The 16,137-nt window shown below is 70.5% G+C and carries 12 protein-coding genes; 5 read left to right on the forward strand and 7 right to left on the reverse strand.

The features are described from left to right. Positions 1-168 precede the first annotated feature (168 nt). The gene (gene ligA, locus AB0J95_RS15085; protein ID WP_364757350.1) at positions 169-2,166 is read right to left on the reverse strand and encodes an NAD-dependent DNA ligase LigA; all 1,998 of its coding nucleotides are present in this window, start codon (positions 2,164-2,166) and stop codon (positions 169-171) included. 47 nt (positions 2,167-2,213) lie between these two features. Further along, complete coding sequence (locus tag AB0J95_RS15090) at positions 2,214-3,785, reverse strand: protein kinase (protein ID WP_364757352.1); 1,572 nt, start codon at positions 3,783-3,785, stop codon at positions 2,214-2,216. Positions 3,786-3,944: 159 nt separating this feature from the next. On the opposite strand from AB0J95_RS15090, the gene AB0J95_RS15095 reads away from it, so the two are divergent. Together AB0J95_RS15095 and AB0J95_RS15100 are read left to right on the forward strand one after the other, a co-directional pair. Further along, entirely contained in the window at positions 3,945-4,496 is a 552-nt protein-coding gene (locus tag AB0J95_RS15095) for a hypothetical protein (protein WP_364757970.1), read from the forward strand. Between the two features lie 188 nt (positions 4,497-4,684). Further along, positions 4,685-5,248, forward strand: coding sequence for a hypothetical protein (locus AB0J95_RS15100; protein ID WP_364757353.1), 564 nt, complete (start codon positions 4,685-4,687; stop codon positions 5,246-5,248). 120 nt (positions 5,249-5,368) lie between these two features. Here AB0J95_RS15100 and AB0J95_RS15105 read toward each other — a convergent pair whose 3' ends face one another. The 3 genes from AB0J95_RS15105 to AB0J95_RS15115 form a co-directional block, all read right to left on the reverse strand. Further along, positions 5,369-5,671 (reverse strand): hypothetical protein, encoded by a 303-nt coding sequence (locus AB0J95_RS15105; RefSeq protein ID WP_364757355.1) that lies wholly within the window; start codon positions 5,669-5,671, stop codon positions 5,369-5,371. A gap of 104 nt (positions 5,672-5,775) precedes the next feature. Next, positions 5,776-6,393: a response regulator transcription factor gene (locus AB0J95_RS15110; protein WP_364757357.1), complete on the reverse strand. Its 618-nt coding sequence runs from the start codon at positions 6,391-6,393 to the stop codon at positions 5,776-5,778. Further along, complete coding sequence (locus AB0J95_RS15115) at positions 6,386-8,299, reverse strand: histidine kinase (RefSeq protein WP_364757358.1); 1,914 nt, start codon at positions 8,297-8,299, stop codon at positions 6,386-6,388. The genes AB0J95_RS15110 and AB0J95_RS15115 overlap by 8 nt, the downstream gene beginning before the upstream one ends. A 149-nt stretch (positions 8,300-8,448) precedes the next feature. On the opposite strand from AB0J95_RS15115, the gene AB0J95_RS15120 reads away from it, so the two are divergent. The 3 genes from AB0J95_RS15120 to AB0J95_RS15130 all read left to right on the forward strand — a co-directional run bounded on the left by AB0J95_RS15120 (position 8,449) and on the right by AB0J95_RS15130 (position 12,470). Continuing rightward, positions 8,449-9,126 (forward strand): dihydrofolate reductase family protein, encoded by a 678-nt coding sequence (locus AB0J95_RS15120; RefSeq protein ID WP_364757360.1) that lies wholly within the window; start codon positions 8,449-8,451, stop codon positions 9,124-9,126. Continuing rightward, positions 9,123-10,607: an MFS transporter gene (locus AB0J95_RS15125; protein ID WP_364757362.1), complete on the forward strand. Its 1,485-nt coding sequence runs from the start codon at positions 9,123-9,125 to the stop codon at positions 10,605-10,607. The genes AB0J95_RS15120 and AB0J95_RS15125 overlap by 4 nt, the downstream gene beginning before the upstream one ends. Positions 10,608-10,772: 165 nt before the next feature. Further along, positions 10,773-12,470 carry a caspase family protein gene (locus AB0J95_RS15130; protein ID WP_364757364.1) on the forward strand — a complete coding sequence of 566 codons (1,698 nt, stop codon included), beginning with the start codon at positions 10,773-10,775 and terminating at the stop codon, positions 12,468-12,470. Between the two features lie 12 nt (positions 12,471-12,482). Here AB0J95_RS15130 and AB0J95_RS15135 read toward each other — a convergent pair whose 3' ends face one another. Then, positions 12,483-13,838 carry a carboxylesterase family protein gene (locus AB0J95_RS15135; RefSeq protein ID WP_364757366.1) on the reverse strand — a complete coding sequence of 452 codons (1,356 nt, stop codon included), beginning with the start codon at positions 13,836-13,838 and terminating at the stop codon, positions 12,483-12,485. 9 nt (positions 13,839-13,847) lie between these two features. Next, the gene (locus tag AB0J95_RS15140) at positions 13,848-16,136 is read right to left on the reverse strand and encodes a pyruvate dehydrogenase (RefSeq protein WP_364757368.1); all 2,289 of its coding nucleotides are present in this window, start codon (positions 16,134-16,136) and stop codon (positions 13,848-13,850) included. Between the last annotated feature and the right edge of the window lies 1 nt (position 16,137).

Genomic DNA, 16,137 nt, shown 5'->3' on the forward strand with positions numbered 1-16,137 from the left:
AGTGCTGCTCTCAATCAGCAGCCGAGTCGTCGGAAGGGAAGGGCCAGGCGGCCAGTCACAGGGAGCCACTCGCGCAGACCACTGAAAGCCACACCTGGCCCTCCTGGGACGTCCAGGTCGCTCACCGACCGGACAACAGGACCACTGACCGAGTTAGGACTTACTCGTCTAGGCGATCCCGGCCGCGATCAGCTGCTGCCAGATCTCGCCCTGGTCGACGACCTGGACGCCGAGCTTCTCGGCCTTGGTGAGCTTGCTGGCCCCGACCTCTGCGCCGGTGATCAGCATGTCGGTGTTCGCCGAGACGGAGGAGGCGGCGGTGGCGCCCGCCTTTTCGCACAGCCGCTGGAATGTCGGCCGGGGAACCTTCTCACCGGACCGCGGATCGCTGATCGCGCCGGTGATCACCACGGTCTTGCCCGCCAAAGGCGCATCCGACGCGACGACCGGGGGCAGGTCCTCGTCGCGCACGTCCAGCGAGACACCGACCGCACGCAGCTGCTCGATCTCCGGCCGCAGCCGGGCCAGGTGCGTGGTCAGCGACGCCGCGACCTTCGCCCCGATGTCCTCCACGGCGACGAGCCGCTCCTCGCCCGCGTCGGCGACCTCTTCCAGGGAGCCGAACCCCGCGCGGCACAGCCGGGCGGCGGTGCCCTCGGAGGCCATCGGGATCGCCAGCCCGATCAGCGCCCGGCGCAGGCCGACCTGGCGGCTGGCGTCGATCGACTCGATCATGCGCGCGGCCGAGACCTCGCCGATCCGGTCGAACTCCAGCAGCCGCTCCTCGGTCAGCCGGTAGAAGTCCGACGGGTTCTCCAGGATCCCGGCCTCGGCCAGGCGCTCGATCCACACCTTGCCGACGGCCTCGATGTCGGCCGCGTCCCGCGAGGCCCAGTGCACCAGCCGCCGCACGGTCTGCCCGGGACAGGACACGTTGGTGCAGAACAGTTCCCGGCTGTTGCCCTGCTCGGTCAGCGGCTGCTCGCAGGACGGGCAGGTCGCGGGCGGCACGATCTCCCGCTCCGCGCCGGTCCGCTTCGACGCGTCGAGCACACCCGCGACGAACGGGATCACGTCGCCCGCGCGGCGCACCAGGACCGTGTCGCCGATCTTGATGTCGCGGGCGCGGATCACCTCCTGGTTGGCCAGGGTCGCGCGGACGACCGTGGTCCCGCCGACGAACACCGGTTCCAGCCGGGCCACCGGGGCGATCTTGCCGGTCTTGCCGACATCCCAGACCACGTCCACCAGTACCGTGGTCTTCTCCTCGGCGGCGAACTTGTACGCCAGCGCGCCCCGCGGCGAGCTCGACCGGGTCCCAGCGGCCGCGAACGCGTCCCGGTTGGCCAGCCGGAGCACCGCTCCGTCCAGGTCGTAGTCGAGCTCGTTGCGCTGCTGCTCGATCCGCTCGATCACCACCTGCGCGGCCTCGGCGTCCGCGCAGTGCTGCATCTCGGCCGCGTCGAACCCGAGCGCACGCAGCCCGTCGTGCAGGTCGGCCCCGGCGTCGCCCGGGTCGGTCTCGGTGTCCAGGTCGAACGCGAAGAACCGCAACCGTCTCCCGGCCACCGTGGCCGGGTCCTTGGCCCGCAGGGTGCCCGCCGCGGCCCCGCGCGGGTTGATCAACGGCCGGTCCGGATGGTCCGCGTTGTAGGCGGCGAACGTGGAGCGCAGCATCACCGCCTCGCCGCGCACCTCGACCCGGCCGGGAGCGGGGATCCGGTCGGGGATGCCGTCGGTCAGCGCCTTGACCAGGAAGGTCACGTCCTCACCAGTGGTGCCGTCGCCCCGGGTGACCGCCCGCGCCAGCCGCCCATCCTGGTACACGAGCGACAGCGACAGCCCGTCCAGCTTGGGCATGACCACCACCGGCTGGCCGGGGAAACGGCCGAAGAACGCGACGACCTGCTCGGGCCGGTTCGCCTTCTCCAGCGACAGCATCGGCCGCGCATGCCGGACCGGAGCGTGCAGCACCGCGGGCGCGCCCACCTGCTCCAGCGGGTTCGGGTCCGGAGCCAGCTCCGGGTGCGCCCCGATCAGCGTCCGCAGCTCGTCCTCGACGGCGTCGTACTCGGCATCCGCCACCAGCGGCTCGCCCTGGTAGTACGCGTCGCGCAGCCGCACCACCTGGCCGGCCAGTTCCCGGATCCGTTCCCCAGCATTCATGTCGCACAAGCTACCGGTGCCCACCGACAATTCCAGGTTTCCGCAGGTCAGTCATGGGACATGACCGGCTCGGTGAGCTTCGAGCCGTCCGCCTTGCCGACGAAGCAGTAGGTCAGCCGGTCGGACCTGCGGTACCCGTTGACGGTCTTGATCCGCCAGGCCTCCGCGGTCGGCACGAACACCCAGTACCTCAGGATGTCCTCCTTGTTCGGCGGCGTGACCTTGGGCGACAGGAAGATGCCCGTGCAGAACGCCGCGGTCTCGGCGGCGAGCTGGTCGAACGGCGGGTAGGGCACGTCCTTCTCCAGCTCCCGGTTCGCCCAGCTCTGTTCCAGGACCTCCACGTCGTGCGGGCCGTAGCAGCCGACGGTCGGGAAGGTGTCCGGCGGCGGCCCGCCCTTCTTGGGCATCCAGGTCATGCAGTCGCCCGCGATCATCGGACCGTCCAGGCCGACGACGTCGCCGCCGGGGCCGTACGTCATGACCGGCACCATCGCCTTGGACGTCGTGCGGGCTTTGGTGGTCGTCGTGGCCGGGATCGAGTACCGCAGCGAGGTTCCCGGTGTCGTGCGGCTGGTGGCCGGCGTGTTGGCGGACGCGTTGTTGTTGGGAGTCTGGGAGTTCACCACGACGATGACCACGACCGCGACAAGCGCGACGACGACCGCCGAGATCGCGGCGGCGTAGATGTGCTTGCGGGGCTTCGCCGGGTAGGGCCCCGGAACCTGCACCGGAACCTGCACCGGCATCGCGACCGGAGCCGACCTGATCGTCGGCACGTCCGGCGCCTGGGCGTGGCCGAGCGCGTGCTCGATCAGCCGCCGGGCCCCCTGCGCGCCGAGCCGCCGGTTCGGGTCGGGTTCGAGCAGGCCGTTGATCAGCTGCGCCAGCGGTCCCTGGCACAACCGGGGTTCCGGCCGCTCGGTCATCACCGCGAGCATGGTCGCCGACGTGGTCTGCCGTTGATAGGCCGAATAGCCCTCGACGGCGAAGAACAGCGTGGCGCCCAACGCCCACAGGTCCCAGGCCGGGGACACCTCGCCGCCTTCGAGCCGTTCCGGCGACATGTACGCGGGTGACCCGATCAGCGACCCGGTCGAGGTGAGCCGCGGGTCCTCGAAGGACTGCGCGATGCCGAAGTCGGTCAGCTTGGCCGACCCGGCCGGCGGCACCATCACGTTGCCCGGCTTGACGTCCCGGTGCACGATCCCCGCCGCGTGCGCGGCCTCCAACGCGGACAACAGCTCCGCGGCCAGCCGCGCCGCCCGGACCGGATGCATCGGGCCGTCGCGCTCGACCAGCTCGGTCAGCGTCGGCGCCTGGACGAACTCCATGACGATGAACGTCTCGTCGTTGTCCTTGATCAGGTCATAGACGGTGACCACGCCCGGGTTGGCCAGGCGGCCGGCGATGCGCGCCTCCCGGATGACCCGTTCCTGGAAGATGCTCCGCTCCTCGGCGGGCACCCCGGGCGGCATGATCAGTTCCTTGACGGCGGCCTGCCGGTCCAGCACGGTGTCCTGCGCCAGCCACACCACACCCATCCCACCGCGCCCGAGCTCGCGGACAAGCGAGTACCGCCCATTGCCGACCTGCCGCATGACGGCCGAGTGTTCCATCGCGGTCCCCCTGCCGGGGGTGTCCGATGGGGCAGCCAGACGGACATCCCTTTGGGGCCGTGCAGGGCTCCCCGGCCGCAACGCGGACGTGGCACTATGGGCGGCCACGAACGAAAGGCCTGGGGCACAATGAATCCAGCGTTACAGCAGGTGTTGACCATGGTCGGCGTGCTGCTCGGGTCGGGGGCGACCTTCCTGGCCACCAGCCTGGTCGAACGCTCCCGCTGGCGGCGAACCCAGACCTCCCGCTGGGACGACCGCCGCCTGACTGCTTACGCCGACTACGCGAACTCGGTCAAGGCCGCCGCCCGGATGTGCCAGCGGATCATGGTCGGCAAGGGCATCCTCACCGGCGGCCAGGGCATCCCGCTGGCGGAAGGCCTGGAGGCGCTGACCGAGATCGGCAACGAACGGGCGGTCAACTGGGAACCGGTGCTGCTGCTCGGCGAACCGGAGACGGTGCGGACCGCCCAGGGGTGGGCCGCCTCGGTCTGGGAGCTGGAACGCCTGGTGCACGACACCGACATCGACCAGACCGGGTTCATCACCGCCTACAAGGAGTCCGTCCGGCTGCGCAACCTGTTCTACACCTGCGCCCGGCGCGACCTCGGAGTCCACCTCGGCGAGCTGCCGCAGCCCGAATTCCCGCAGTTCACCCGGCAGCAGATTGCGGGCCAAAATAATTCGGTGAACGGTTCATCCGACAAATAACCGCGCGGATATTCGCCCAGATGATCCACTCGATTCGGCTACCTAGCGCAACCGAACGACGAACAGAAACAGTGGTTACGCTGCAGGTCCCTGTTGATCAAGTGACATAGGTCACGCACGGTGAGTTGTTTTGGCGCGCCGCCAATGGTCATTCGAAGGAGGTAAGAATTCCCCGGAAGGAGCGCAGAGTGAGATTTTCCGCTATTCGCAGACCGGCCATCATCGGTCTGCTGGTCACCGCACTGATCGCCCTTTTCGCCGGTACCGGCGCGGCCGCCCCGGCGGCTCCGGCCGCGGCCCCGGTCAGCACGCCGATCGCGGGCACGTTCACCGACGCCCTTGGCGGCACGGGCACCGCGACCGGCACGTTCACCCCGACGCAGTTCATCGCCCAGGGCGACCAGATCCTGTCCCAGGGCGTGGCCGACCTGACCCTGGTCGACTCGGCGGGTCAGCCGGTGGGCACCGCCTCCCCCACCGTCACGCTGCCCACGGCGATCGCGCCCGGCGCCGGCACGCAGGCCACCTGCCAGATCCTCGACCTGGTCCTCGGGCCGCTCGACCTGAACCTGCTCGGCCTGGTCGTGCACCTCAACCAGGTGCACCTCAACATCACCGCCGAGTCCGGCCCGGGCAACCTGCTCGGCAACCTGCTGTGCGCGATCGCGGGACTGCTCAACCCCGGCCCGCCCGCCGATCTGCAGGCCCTGGTCAACCTGCTCAACGCCATCCTCGCCATCCTGAACGCCTGACCCACCCGCGACACCCGGTCCCGCAACGGCTTTGTCGTTGCGGGACCTTTCGTCACGTCTCCAGGCACGCGCGCAGCCGGTCGAGGTCCCCGGCGATGCTCCGGCGGACCTGTCGCGTCATCAACGGGGTGGCCCAGCGGAAGAACCTGCCGGGGTTCCCGCGCGCGTGGATCGCGACGACCGTGCCTGCGGCGCGTCCTTCATCTCCACGAGTGAACCCGGCTGGTGCTCGGTGACGACGTAGCCGTAGGCGAAGGTCCGGCCAAGCAACCTCGCCCCGCGCACCAGCGGGCCGGGCTGCGCGGGCTTGCTAGCGGTGATCCCGCCGGTCCACTTCAGGTCGTTGGCCGGGTCGAACATGAACGCGGCGACCTCGGCGCGTGGCCGCCGGACCAGTACCGAGGGCCGGACGTCGACAGCCATGCCTGGAAGTATGGCCGAGGAGTGCCCGAGGCGACGTACTCCGCCAGGCGATCACCCGGGTGCCGCTGCGGCACCGAAGTTCTGACCGTCCCGTTCGGACAGCGCTACAGCCAGCCTGCCTCGGTGGCGATCCGGATCGCGTCCACGCGGTTGCGGGCGTCGAGTTTCACCATCGCCGAGGCGAGGTAGTTGCGGACCGTCCCGTAGGACAGGAACAGCTCCGCGGCGATGTCGCGGGGGTCGGTGCCGGTCGCGTAGTGGCGCAGGACATCGGTTTCCCGCGGCGACAACGGCGATTTGGGTTGCTGCAAGGCGTTCGCGGCCATCGTGGCGTCGATGACCCGTTCACCCGCGGCGACCCGGCGGATGGCGGTCACGAGGTCGGCCGCGCTGGTGTCCTTGAGCAGAAAGCCGGTGGCGCCCGCGGCCAGGGCGGCGGGCAGGTTCCCGGGGCGGGCCAGGCCGGTCAGGATCAGTACCCGGCAGCCGGGCACGTTCTTCCGCAGCTCGGCGGTCGCCGTGATGCCGTCGACCTGGGGCAGGTCGATGTCCACGACGGCGACGTCGGGCTGGTGCCGCAGCGCGAACGGGACGATGGCGTCGCCGGCGGCGATCTCCGCGACGACGTCCAGATCGTCTTGCAGGGCAAGCAAAGCCGACAGGGTCTCGCGGAGGATGCCGGTGTCCTCCGCGATCATCACGCGCACCGCGGCGTCAGGCATGGGGAACCTCCGCGACCACAACGAAAGTGCCACGGTCGTGTCGAGTGGTGAGGGTGCCGCCGAGGGCTTCGACGCGGGCACGCATGTTGTCCAGGCCGCGTCCGCGCGTGTCGGCCGGTGGCGAAGCGGCGCCGTCGTTGGTGATCCGGAGCGTCACGGTGTCCCGCCCGTCGGCGAGGGTGACCGCGCACCGCTGGGCCGCGCTGTGCCGCAGGATGTTGGTGACCGCCTCGCGCAGGACGATCGCCAGCACGGTGTCCAGTTCGCCGGTCAGCTGCACGGGTTCGTGTTCGGTGAACACGTCGATCCCGGACGACTCGAGGACATCCGTGGCCGTCGACACCTCGGACACCAGCGACAGCTCCGGGCGTTCGCCCACGATCCGGCCCGCGTCCGCGCCCACGGTCGCGCACAGGCTGACCACCTCGCCCAGCTCACGGGCGGCCCGTTGGTCGTCACGGCCGATCAGCGCCGCCACAAGGTCGGTTTTGAGCGCCAACGTGGACATGCCCAGGCCGAGCAGGTCGTGGGTGTCACGCGCCAGCCGGAGGCGTTCGGAGATGGTGGCCAGCTGCGCGAACTGGTCCCGGCGGGCCGCGAGCCGGCCGGCCAGGCCGGTCAACCGGGACAGCCCATAGGTCATCAACCCGAAAGCCGCCATGGTCGCCGTCAGGTAGCCGGCCCAGAACGCCCAGGCCATGATGGCCGTCGTGGTGGGGTCGGCCTGCCATGCGAGGGCCGGCGCGCTCAGCACCGCCGCGGCGAACAGGACCCACCGCCACGGTCCGGTGACCAGCAGCAGCAGTGACCCGCCCAGGAACGACACGAAGATCAGCCCCAGCGACCCCACCATCACGAACTGCAGGTAACACAGCACCGCCAGGACAGTGAGACTGAGGGGCCAGAGCCGTGGCCGGACGGGCCCGGAGTGCCGCCAGTGCAGCACTGGGATGAGCACGGACGCCAGCACCACGACGACGAAGGTCAACGTCCGGTCGTACCCGCGGGGCGCGACGTCGGTCGGCGCCGCGAAGTTGAGCAGGTTCTGGACCGAGAACAACGCCAGCACGATCGCGAGAACCGCTCGCGCCACCCTGGGTGTCGGCATCGGGCGCTCCGGCAGCGCGGGCTCGTCGAACCGGTCCTCCTCCGCGTAGATCCGCCGGCCCTCGCTGATGGCCTCCCGGGCGATCCGGCCCGCCGCCGCGACCTCGGCGCGGGCGTCCTCCGGCGTACTCGACAACCAGCGAAGCGCCGCCCTGGCGTGCCGCGCCACCAGCCGCACCCGTTCCTCCACCGCGCCGACCAGGCGCTCCCCCACGGCCAGCCGCTCCCGCAGGACCGCCGCCGTGGCCAGGTCGTGCTGGGCGCCCCGCAGCTCACCGACCACCTGGGCCAGGCGGATCAGCCCGAACAGTCCCAACGCGCCGTCCGCGGCGGCCACCAGCACCCAGATACCCGAGTTGACCTGCGGCAGGTAGGGCACCCCGACGACCACGTTCCACAGCACACCCTCGACGGCCATCAGCAGCGCGGCGAGCGGCCACGGCCGGGGCACGAGCAGCAGGACGAGGCCGACGAGCAGGCCGGACACGCCGCCCACCCAGTGACTGCCGAACAGCGCGAACGGCAGGTAGGTCAGCACGGCCTGGACCGCGAGCAGAGCCCATGGAGCCGTCTGCCACGGCCGTCGCGCGAACCCGCTCGCGTACCACAGCGGCAGCACGAACACGGCGAGGATGAACGGCAGGTGGCCGTACTCCTGGCGAGCGAGCCCGTCCGAGCACCTGGCCAGCAGCAGCGCCCCGAGGAACGCGACCGGCAGCACCCGGGCGGCCACATACGGACCACGAGCTCGCACGAGCGCACGCGGCTGCGCGGACGTCGAGGGTTGCGTGGCCACCACGATCATCGACTCTATGCGGTGCCGTGGCCCGCACCAGTGCGGATTGCACCTTCTCCCGTGCGTGGCGCATCTCGAAGAAATTCCGGGCGCACTGTCGAGAACGGCCTGCCGGCTTCGACGCTTGGGCAAACGAGAAGGGAACGCTCAGCATGACCACATCTCCGACGGCCAGGCGTCAGCTCGTCCGCGTGCACAACTTCGGAGTCTCGCTCGACGGTTTCGCGACCGGCCACGGCCAGGCACTGGACACCCCGTTCGGGCACGCCCGGTTCCGTCTGGTCGACTGGTTCTTCGACACGGCGATGGGCCGTGAGCTGCAGGGGCGGGGTCCCGGGGGCAGCCGGGGCATCGACAACGCGCTGACCGAGTCGGGCTTCCGCGGGATCGGCGCGGAGATCATGGGCCGCAACAAGTTCGGGCCGCAGCGTGGCCCGTGGCCGGACGAGTCGTGGCAGGGCTGGTGGGGCGAGGAACCGCCGTTCCACACGCCGGTGTACGTGCTCACCCACCACCCGCGGCCGTCGCTGAAGATGGCGGGCGGAACGGTGTTCCACTTCCGCGACGCGTCGCCCGCGGACGTGCTCGCGGAGGCGAAGCAGGCCGCGGACGGCCTGGACGTGCGCATCGGCGGCGGGCCGACCGTGGTCCGCGAGTTCCTCGCCGCCGACCTCGTCGACCACCTGCACATCGTCGTCGTGCCGATCGTGCTCGGCCGCGGCGTGTGGCTGTGGGACGGGCTCGAAGGCCTCGAACAGCGCTTCGAGGTGGAGACCATCGCCTCACCCAAGGGCGTCGTGCACCTGACCTACACCCGGAGGACGTCATGACCCTCATCTCGGACGCCCCGTCCGTCATCCGCAATCCTCGGCTGGCGCTGGCCCTGCTCGCGTTGCCGTCGCTGCTCATCGCCATCGACATCAGCGTGCTGAACGTGGCCCTGCCCAGGATGACCGCGGACCTGCACCCGACACCGACAGAGCTGTTGTGGATGAACGACATCTACGGGTTCATGGTCGGCGGGACGATGGTCACCATGGGCACGGTCGGCGACCGGATCGGCCGACGCAGGCTCATCGTGCTGTGTGCCGCGGTGTTCGCGTTGGCCTCGGCCGTCGCCGCGTTCGCCACCGCGCCGTGGATGATCATCGTGACCCGCGCGGTGATGGGGGTCGCCGGGGCGGCGATCATGCCCGCGTCGATGGCCCTGATCGGCGTGATCTACCCGGATCCGCGCAAGTCCGTGTCCGCGATGGGCGCGTACATGACGTGCTTCCTGGCCGGGATGGCGGTGGCGCCGCTGATCGGCGGCGTGCTGGTGGAGCACTGGTGGTGGGGTTCGGTGTTCCTGATGGGCGTGCCGGTGATGCTGCTGACCGTGCTCACCGGGCCGCGCGTGCTGCCGGAGTTCCGCGCCGAGCACCCCGGCCGGCCGGATCTGCGCAGCGCCGTGCTGTGCCTCGCGTCGATCCTGCTGGTGGTCTACGCGCTCAAGTCGATCGTCAACAACGGCTGGACTTGGACGCCGATCGCCGCGGCGGTGGCCGGGATCGCGTTGGCGGTTGTGTTCGTCGGTCGGCAGAACAGGCTCGATCACCCGCTGGTCGACCTCGGCCTGCTGCGCCGGCCTGGGGTGGCGCGGACGATGTGGGTGCTGTTGCTGACCGCGTTGGTGATGGGCGGGACGTCGTTGTTCGTCTCGTTCTACCTGCAGTCGGTGCTGGGCCTGTCGCCGCTCGGTTCGGCGATGTGGTTGCTGCCGCAGATGATCGCGATGATCGTGGCGGCCAACCTCGGCCCGTGGCTGGGCCGCACAGTGCCACCGGCCAGGATCGTCGCCACGTGCATGGCCCTGATGATGGCCGGGTTCACGTTGTTCGCGTTGACCCCCGAAGGCCCCGCCGGTCTGTACGTCCTGGCCGCGGGCAGCGTGCTGACCACCGGCGGCGTCGGCGCGGCATTCCCGTTCCTGATGAACGACATCATCTCGCACGCACCACAGGAGCGGGCCGGCTCGGCCGCCTCGTTCGCCCAGACCGCCAACGAGATCGGCATCGCGCTGGGCCTGGTCGTGATGGGCAGCATCGGGACAGTGGTCTACCGCTCCCAGCTGACCTCCGACGTCGGCCACGCGGACGGCTCCTGGGTCGATGGCCTCAACCAAGCCGCCGCCAACCACGACAACGCACTACTCGACCACGTCCGCCACGCCTTCACCTCGGGCTTCCACACCGCCGCACTCACCGCGGTGGCCGTGATGGCCCTCGTCACCGCGCTGACCGTCAGAACTCTCAGGCGCGCCAAGGGGTGACCCGATCCTGGCGGGGCGGTCCTACTGGGGGTCCGCCCCGCCAGACCCGTCGCGCATACTTCTCGGCGACGATGGCGCCGGGCGGACGCAGGGGGCACGGGTGGACGGGGAGATCCGGATCAGCGGCGGCGCACGGGTTGCTGGAGCCGATCCTGCGGGCAGGCGATGACGAGTCCTGACTCCCGGGCGATCATCATCGGGGTCTCCAGCTACCAGGATTCCGCGTTCCCGCAGATTCCCGCGGCCGCCAACAGCCTCGCCGGCATGCGGGACATCCTGACCGACCCCCAGTTGTGCGGCTGGCCTGAGGACCGCGTCGAGGTCATCGCCAACCCGGTGAACCCCGGCCGGCTGGCCCAGCGGCTGCGCCGCATCGCCCGCGACACCCGCGGCGTCCTGCTGCTGTACTTCGTCGGGCACGGAACCCTCACGCCGGACGGCGAGCTGTGCCTGGCCCTGTCCGACACCGACGCCGGCGACGCCGACCTCACCGGCCTGGAGTACGCGAAGATCAAAGGCGTGTTCCGGGACAGCCCGGCCGGCACGAAGATGGCCATCCTGGACTGCTGCTACTCCGGCCGGGCGATCGAGGCCCTCGCCGCGACCGACGACGCCCAGCTCGCCGACAGCACCGCCGTCCAAGGCGTGTACACGCTCACCGCGGCCGACCGCACCGCCCACGTGGTCCCGATCGAGCGCCAGGCCACCGCCTGCACGTCGTTCACCGCCGAGCTGCTCGACCTGGTCCGCACCGGTATCCCCGGCGGCGCCGAGAGACTCACCTTGCGAGACCTCTACGGGCACCTCGTCACCCGCCTGCGGGCCCGCGACCTGCCCCGGCCCAACCAGCGCGGCACCGACACCGCCGACCGGTACCCCTTCACCCGCAACGCCGCGCCGGTGGAGGGCGGACTGACGTTCGCGGTGGACGTCGAGGTGTCCCAGAACAAGTACCAAGGACCGAACGACACCGACGTCCACGCGATCGTGACCGTCACCGCCAACGAGGTCACCGCACCCGTGATGCGAGCGATCGTGTTCCTGATCGGGGTGTCCGACCCGGAGGTGCCGGCACCGGCGATCGCCGAGACGATCAACGCCCTGCCCGACGGCACCTGGTTCGCCCTCGTCGAGGGCGGCCGGTACACGCGCATGCTCTACCCCACAACGATCACACTGGCCCAAGCCGGCCCGGGCACAAAGGCAGCGGCCACCGCTGCGCTCGGCGGCCTCCAGCCGACGGCGAGCCCCGCCTTCGGGCGCTGGCTGCGGCGCGCGGACCAGCTGTTCACCGGGCGCGACCTCAACATCCGGCACGCGGTGCTGATCACCGACACCGCCGGCAGCGGCGAGACACCCGCCGAACTCGCCCACGCACTCGAACGGCACACCGGCCGTTTCACCTGTGACACCCGCGGGATCGGAACGGACTGGCAGGTCGCCGAGCTGCGGTCCATCGCGGAGGCGTTGAGCGGAACGGTCGACATCGTGCCGGCACCCGACGGCCTCACCAACGCCCTGAACGACATCGTGGCCGAGTCGCTGGGCCAGACGGTCAGCGGCCCGGTCCTGCAGGTACAGACGACCGGCGATGCGTCCGTGCTGTTCGTCAAGCAGATCGCGCCGACGATCGTGGACCTCACCGCAAGAGGACACGAGGCCGCGCCCCAGGTCACCGAATACCCTTGCGGTGTATGGCGTGCAGGTACTCGTGACTTCCATGTCGCGCTCCGCACGCCGCCCCAGCCCGAGAACCGGCAACTGGACATCGCGTACGTCCGGATCGTCGCGATGCCCCCGGCCGGCGCCGGGGAAACCTTGGCCAGCGGCCAGATCCACGCCATCTGGACCGCGGACCTCTGACCCCGCAACGCCTTAGTGGCCGACGTCCTGCCAGATGGCTCGGGAGGCGGCGAGGGGGTCGGTGGCGACCGACGGTTCGGTGTCCCAGATGCGGGTTTGGTGGTGGTCGGTGAACTGAGGCCAGCCGGGGTCGCCGGTGGTGGCGAAGGTGGTCCAGGCGCGACGGATTTCCTCGGACAACGGCCCGAACGACACGGGTGGGGGTGTGCCGAGGAAGCGGGTTGCGAAGCGGGTGGTGGGGTTGCCGAAGGTGAAGGGGATGTCGATGCCGTGGGCGGCGCCCACTGTGGGGCCGCGCCAGGTGAAGTCGTACAGCCAGGTGCGGCCGCCCGCGTGGGCTTCGGCGACCCAGGTGGTGGGCATGCGGATGAGGGCGTCGGACAGCATCGCGACGATGGGGTCACCGGTGAAGGCCCGGTAGGCGGTGGCGGCGTCGGGTGGGAGGCCGATGGCCGCGGCGACGGCGGACAGGTCGGCGTTCGGGACGGGCCCGTGGCCGAGGTATTCGTCGTGGGTGAACCCGCAGATCAAGTCGACATCCGGGTCGAGCCGCGCCGACCACGGCGGGCCGGTGACCAGGTCGCCGTCGATGACCGGGCTGAACGAGCTGACACCCTCGGTCACGTCCTGCACGGCGAGGATGGCCTCGGGCGCCAGCGCGGCAAAACCGTCGCGAGTGGCCGGAACCCCCGCAGCCGCAGCGATTGCGGCGGTGACAGCCTCGGCTTCGGCGGTGCTGCGGTAACCGGACGGGATGCTCTGCGCGATCGCCCGGCGGAACAAGCCCTTCGCGGCGGCGGTGCCCAGCAGCAGAGCGATCGAAGCCGCGCCCGCGGACTGACCGAACACGGTCACGTTGCCCGGCGCGCCACCGAACGCGGCGATGTTGCGCTGTACCCATTCCAGCGCGGCGATCTGGTCACGCACGCCCCGGTTGTCCGCGACGCCGGGGAGATGCCCGAATCCCTCGAAGCCGACCCGGTAGTTGACGGTGACCACGACGACACCGGACGCCGCGAGGGTCGCCGCGTCGTACTGAGGCATCCGGGTCGCGCCGTACTTCCATTGCCCGCCATAGATCCACACCATCACCGGCAAACCCGCCGCGCCGAGATCCGGCGTCCACACGTTCAACGTCAAGCAGTCCAAGCCATCGCCGGGTCGCCACGCCGGAGGAGCGCCGGGCGCCGGTGCCAATTGTGGTGGTGCGGAGCCAAAAGAGGTGCAGTCGCGCACCCCGTCCCAGCTCTCCGGCGGCGCGGGCGGCGCGAACCGCAACGGCCCTTCCGGCGGCGCCGCGAACGGAATGCCGCGGAAAACGCCTTCGGAGTCGCCCCGAACCTGCCCTGAGTCAGTCCGCACCAGCACGGCGCGATCCTAACGGCGAACATCCAGGGCGGCGCGGATGATGCTGTCGGTGTCGAGGTTGTGGTGCCGGTAGACGTCCTCCAGCGAACCGGACTGGCCGAAGTTGGTCACGCCCAACGCGGTCGTCGCGACCCGGTTGATCGTGGCCAGGAACGTCAGGGTGTGCGGGTGCCCGTCGAGGACCGTGACCAGCGGCGCGGCGCGATCGGCCGGGAACAGCTGCTCGAGGATCCACGACGGGTCCGAAGAGTGCCCCTGGCGGGCGCGGACCGCGCGGTACAGCAGGTCAGGGCTGGTCACGCAGATGACGTCCGCGGGGATGCCGACCTGATGCAGCCGGGCGGCAGCGGCCAACGCCTCGGTCACAACGGCGCCCATCGCGGCGATCGTCACCGCTGGCGTATCAACGCGACGCAGCACGTAACCGCCCGCGACGACCTGGCGGCGACGGCGTTCCCGCGCCGCCGGGTCGGTGGGCACGGCGGCGAGCGTCTGGTCGACCGGACGGGTGGACAGCCGCAGGTAGGCGGACGTGCCGCCGGGCTTGCCGAGCCGGCCCAGCGACGCCAGCAGGGTCCACTCGGTGTCGATGGCGAACGCGGGCTCGTAGCTGACGCAACCGGGCTGTTCCAGGCCGATGGACGGCGTCTTGATCGACTGGTGCGCGCCGCCCTCGGGCGCCAGCGACACCCCGGACGGCGTGCCGGCGAGGATCGACTGGCCACCCGCGTAGATCCCGTACGACCAGGGTTCGAGGGCGCGTTCGACGAACGGGTCGTAGAGCACCCCGATCGGCAGCAGCGGCTGGCCCCAGCGGCTCCAGGTCGCGCCCAGCTCGCCGAGCAGGCTGACCAGGTTGACCTCGGCGATGCCCAGCTCGATGTGCTGCCCGGTGGGTTTCTCCCGCCAGTGCAGGATGGTCTCGGCGTCGTCGGCGAACCAGTCCGGCCGCTCCCCCGCCGACCACACGCCGACCTTGTTCACCCAGCCGCCCAGGTTCGTCGACGACGACACGTCCGGGCTGACGGTCACCACCCGCCGCGCCGCCGCAGGCGCAGCGCGGGTCAGGTCCAGCAACGCCCGGCCGAGCGCGGCTTGCGTTGTGGCGACACCGGTTGGTGTGCGACCGAAGTCCGATGGCACCTCTGGCGGAGATTGCCGCGCGATGGTGGGACGCCGCAACCGAAGCGCGGTGTCCGCGCACAACGCGTGGGCGGTACTGCCCTCGGGAAAAGGCTGCCAGGGATCGTCCACATCGGCACCGACCCGCAACGCTAGATCCCGCAGTTGTTCCGCCGACAGCAGCGCGGAGTGGTTCTGCGGATGTCCTTTGGTGGCAAGGCCATAGCCCTTGATCGTGTACGCGAAGATCACCGTGGGGCGAGTGTCGCCGATCGACGTGAACGCTTGGTCCAGCGCATCGAGATCGTGCCCGCCGAGGTTCGCGATCGCGTCCACCAGAACGGAGTCCTCGACCCCGGCGATCAGCGCCGCGATCTCCCCGGAGTCGCCGGGAAGCCTGTGCCGGAGCTCCTCGGCCGAGCAGCGCAGCAGGCGCTGGTACTCGGGGTTGGGCATCTCGTCGATCCGCTGCCGCAGGGCCACACCACCGGGCCGGGTGAACAGTTCCGACAGCAAGTGCCCGTATTTCAACGTGATCACCTGCCAGCCCGCGGCGGCGAACATGCCCTGCAGCTTGCCCGCGGCGATGTTCGGCACCACCCGGTCGAGCGACTGCCGGTTCAGGTCGACGATCCACACGACCTCACCGAGCTCGCCCACGGCCGAGTCGAGGACCGCCTCCCAGACCGCGCCCTCGTCCAGTTCCGCGTCCCCGACCAGCGAGTACTGGCGTCCCCGCGACGAGCCGGAGTCGAGGCTCTCGATGTACCGGCGGGACAGCGCGCCCCAGATGGGCGCGGTCGCCCCGATGCCCACCGATCCGGTCGAATAGTCCACCGGATCGGGGTCCTTGGCCCGGCTCGGATAACTCTGCAAGCCGCCGAACTCACGCAACCGGGTGAGATAGGACGCGTCCAGCTCACCCAACAGGTAGTTGATCGCGTGCAACACCGGCGAAGCGTGCGGCTTGACCGACACGCGGTCCTCGGGCCGCAGGTGCCGGAACCACAGCGCGGTCATGATCGACACCAGCGACGCCGACGACGCCTGGTGCCCGCCGACCTTCAGCCCGGCCGGGTTGGGCCGGACCCGGTTGGCGTGGTCGATGATCGCCGCAGACAGCCACAGAACCCGGTTCTCGACCTCGCGCAGCGACTGCCCGGTAACGACACTCATG

Source organism: Actinocrispum sp. NPDC049592 (assembly GCF_040675465.1).
In the GTDB taxonomy this organism is placed as follows: domain Bacteria; phylum Actinomycetota; class Actinomycetes; order Mycobacteriales; family Pseudonocardiaceae; genus Kibdelosporangium.

Bases quoted from the DNA above. Each gene is read 5' to 3' on its own strand.
- ligA (WP_364757350.1), bottom strand. From the start codon at position 2,166: ATGAATGCTGGGGAACGGATCCGGGAACTGGCCGGCCAGGTGGTGCGG.
- AB0J95_RS15090 (WP_364757352.1), bottom strand. From the start codon at position 3,785: ATGGAACACTCGGCCGTCATGCGGCAGGTCGGCAATGGGCGGTACTCG.
- AB0J95_RS15095 (WP_364757970.1), top strand. From the start codon at position 3,945: ATGGTCGGCGTGCTGCTCGGGTCGGGGGCGACCTTCCTGGCCACCAGC.
- AB0J95_RS15105 (WP_364757355.1), bottom strand. From the start codon at position 5,671: ATGGCTGTCGACGTCCGGCCCTCGGTACTGGTCCGGCGGCCACGCGCC.
- AB0J95_RS15110 (WP_364757357.1), bottom strand. From the start codon at position 6,393: ATGCCTGACGCCGCGGTGCGCGTGATGATCGCGGAGGACACCGGCATC.
- AB0J95_RS15120 (WP_364757360.1), top strand. From the start codon at position 8,449: ATGACCACATCTCCGACGGCCAGGCGTCAGCTCGTCCGCGTGCACAAC.
- AB0J95_RS15125 (WP_364757362.1), top strand. From the start codon at position 9,123: ATGACCCTCATCTCGGACGCCCCGTCCGTCATCCGCAATCCTCGGCTG.
- AB0J95_RS15130 (WP_364757364.1), top strand. From the start codon at position 10,773: ATGACGAGTCCTGACTCCCGGGCGATCATCATCGGGGTCTCCAGCTAC.
- AB0J95_RS15140 (WP_364757368.1), bottom strand. From the start codon at position 16,136: ATGAGTGTCGTTACCGGGCAGTCGCTGCGCGAGGTCGAGAACCGGGTT.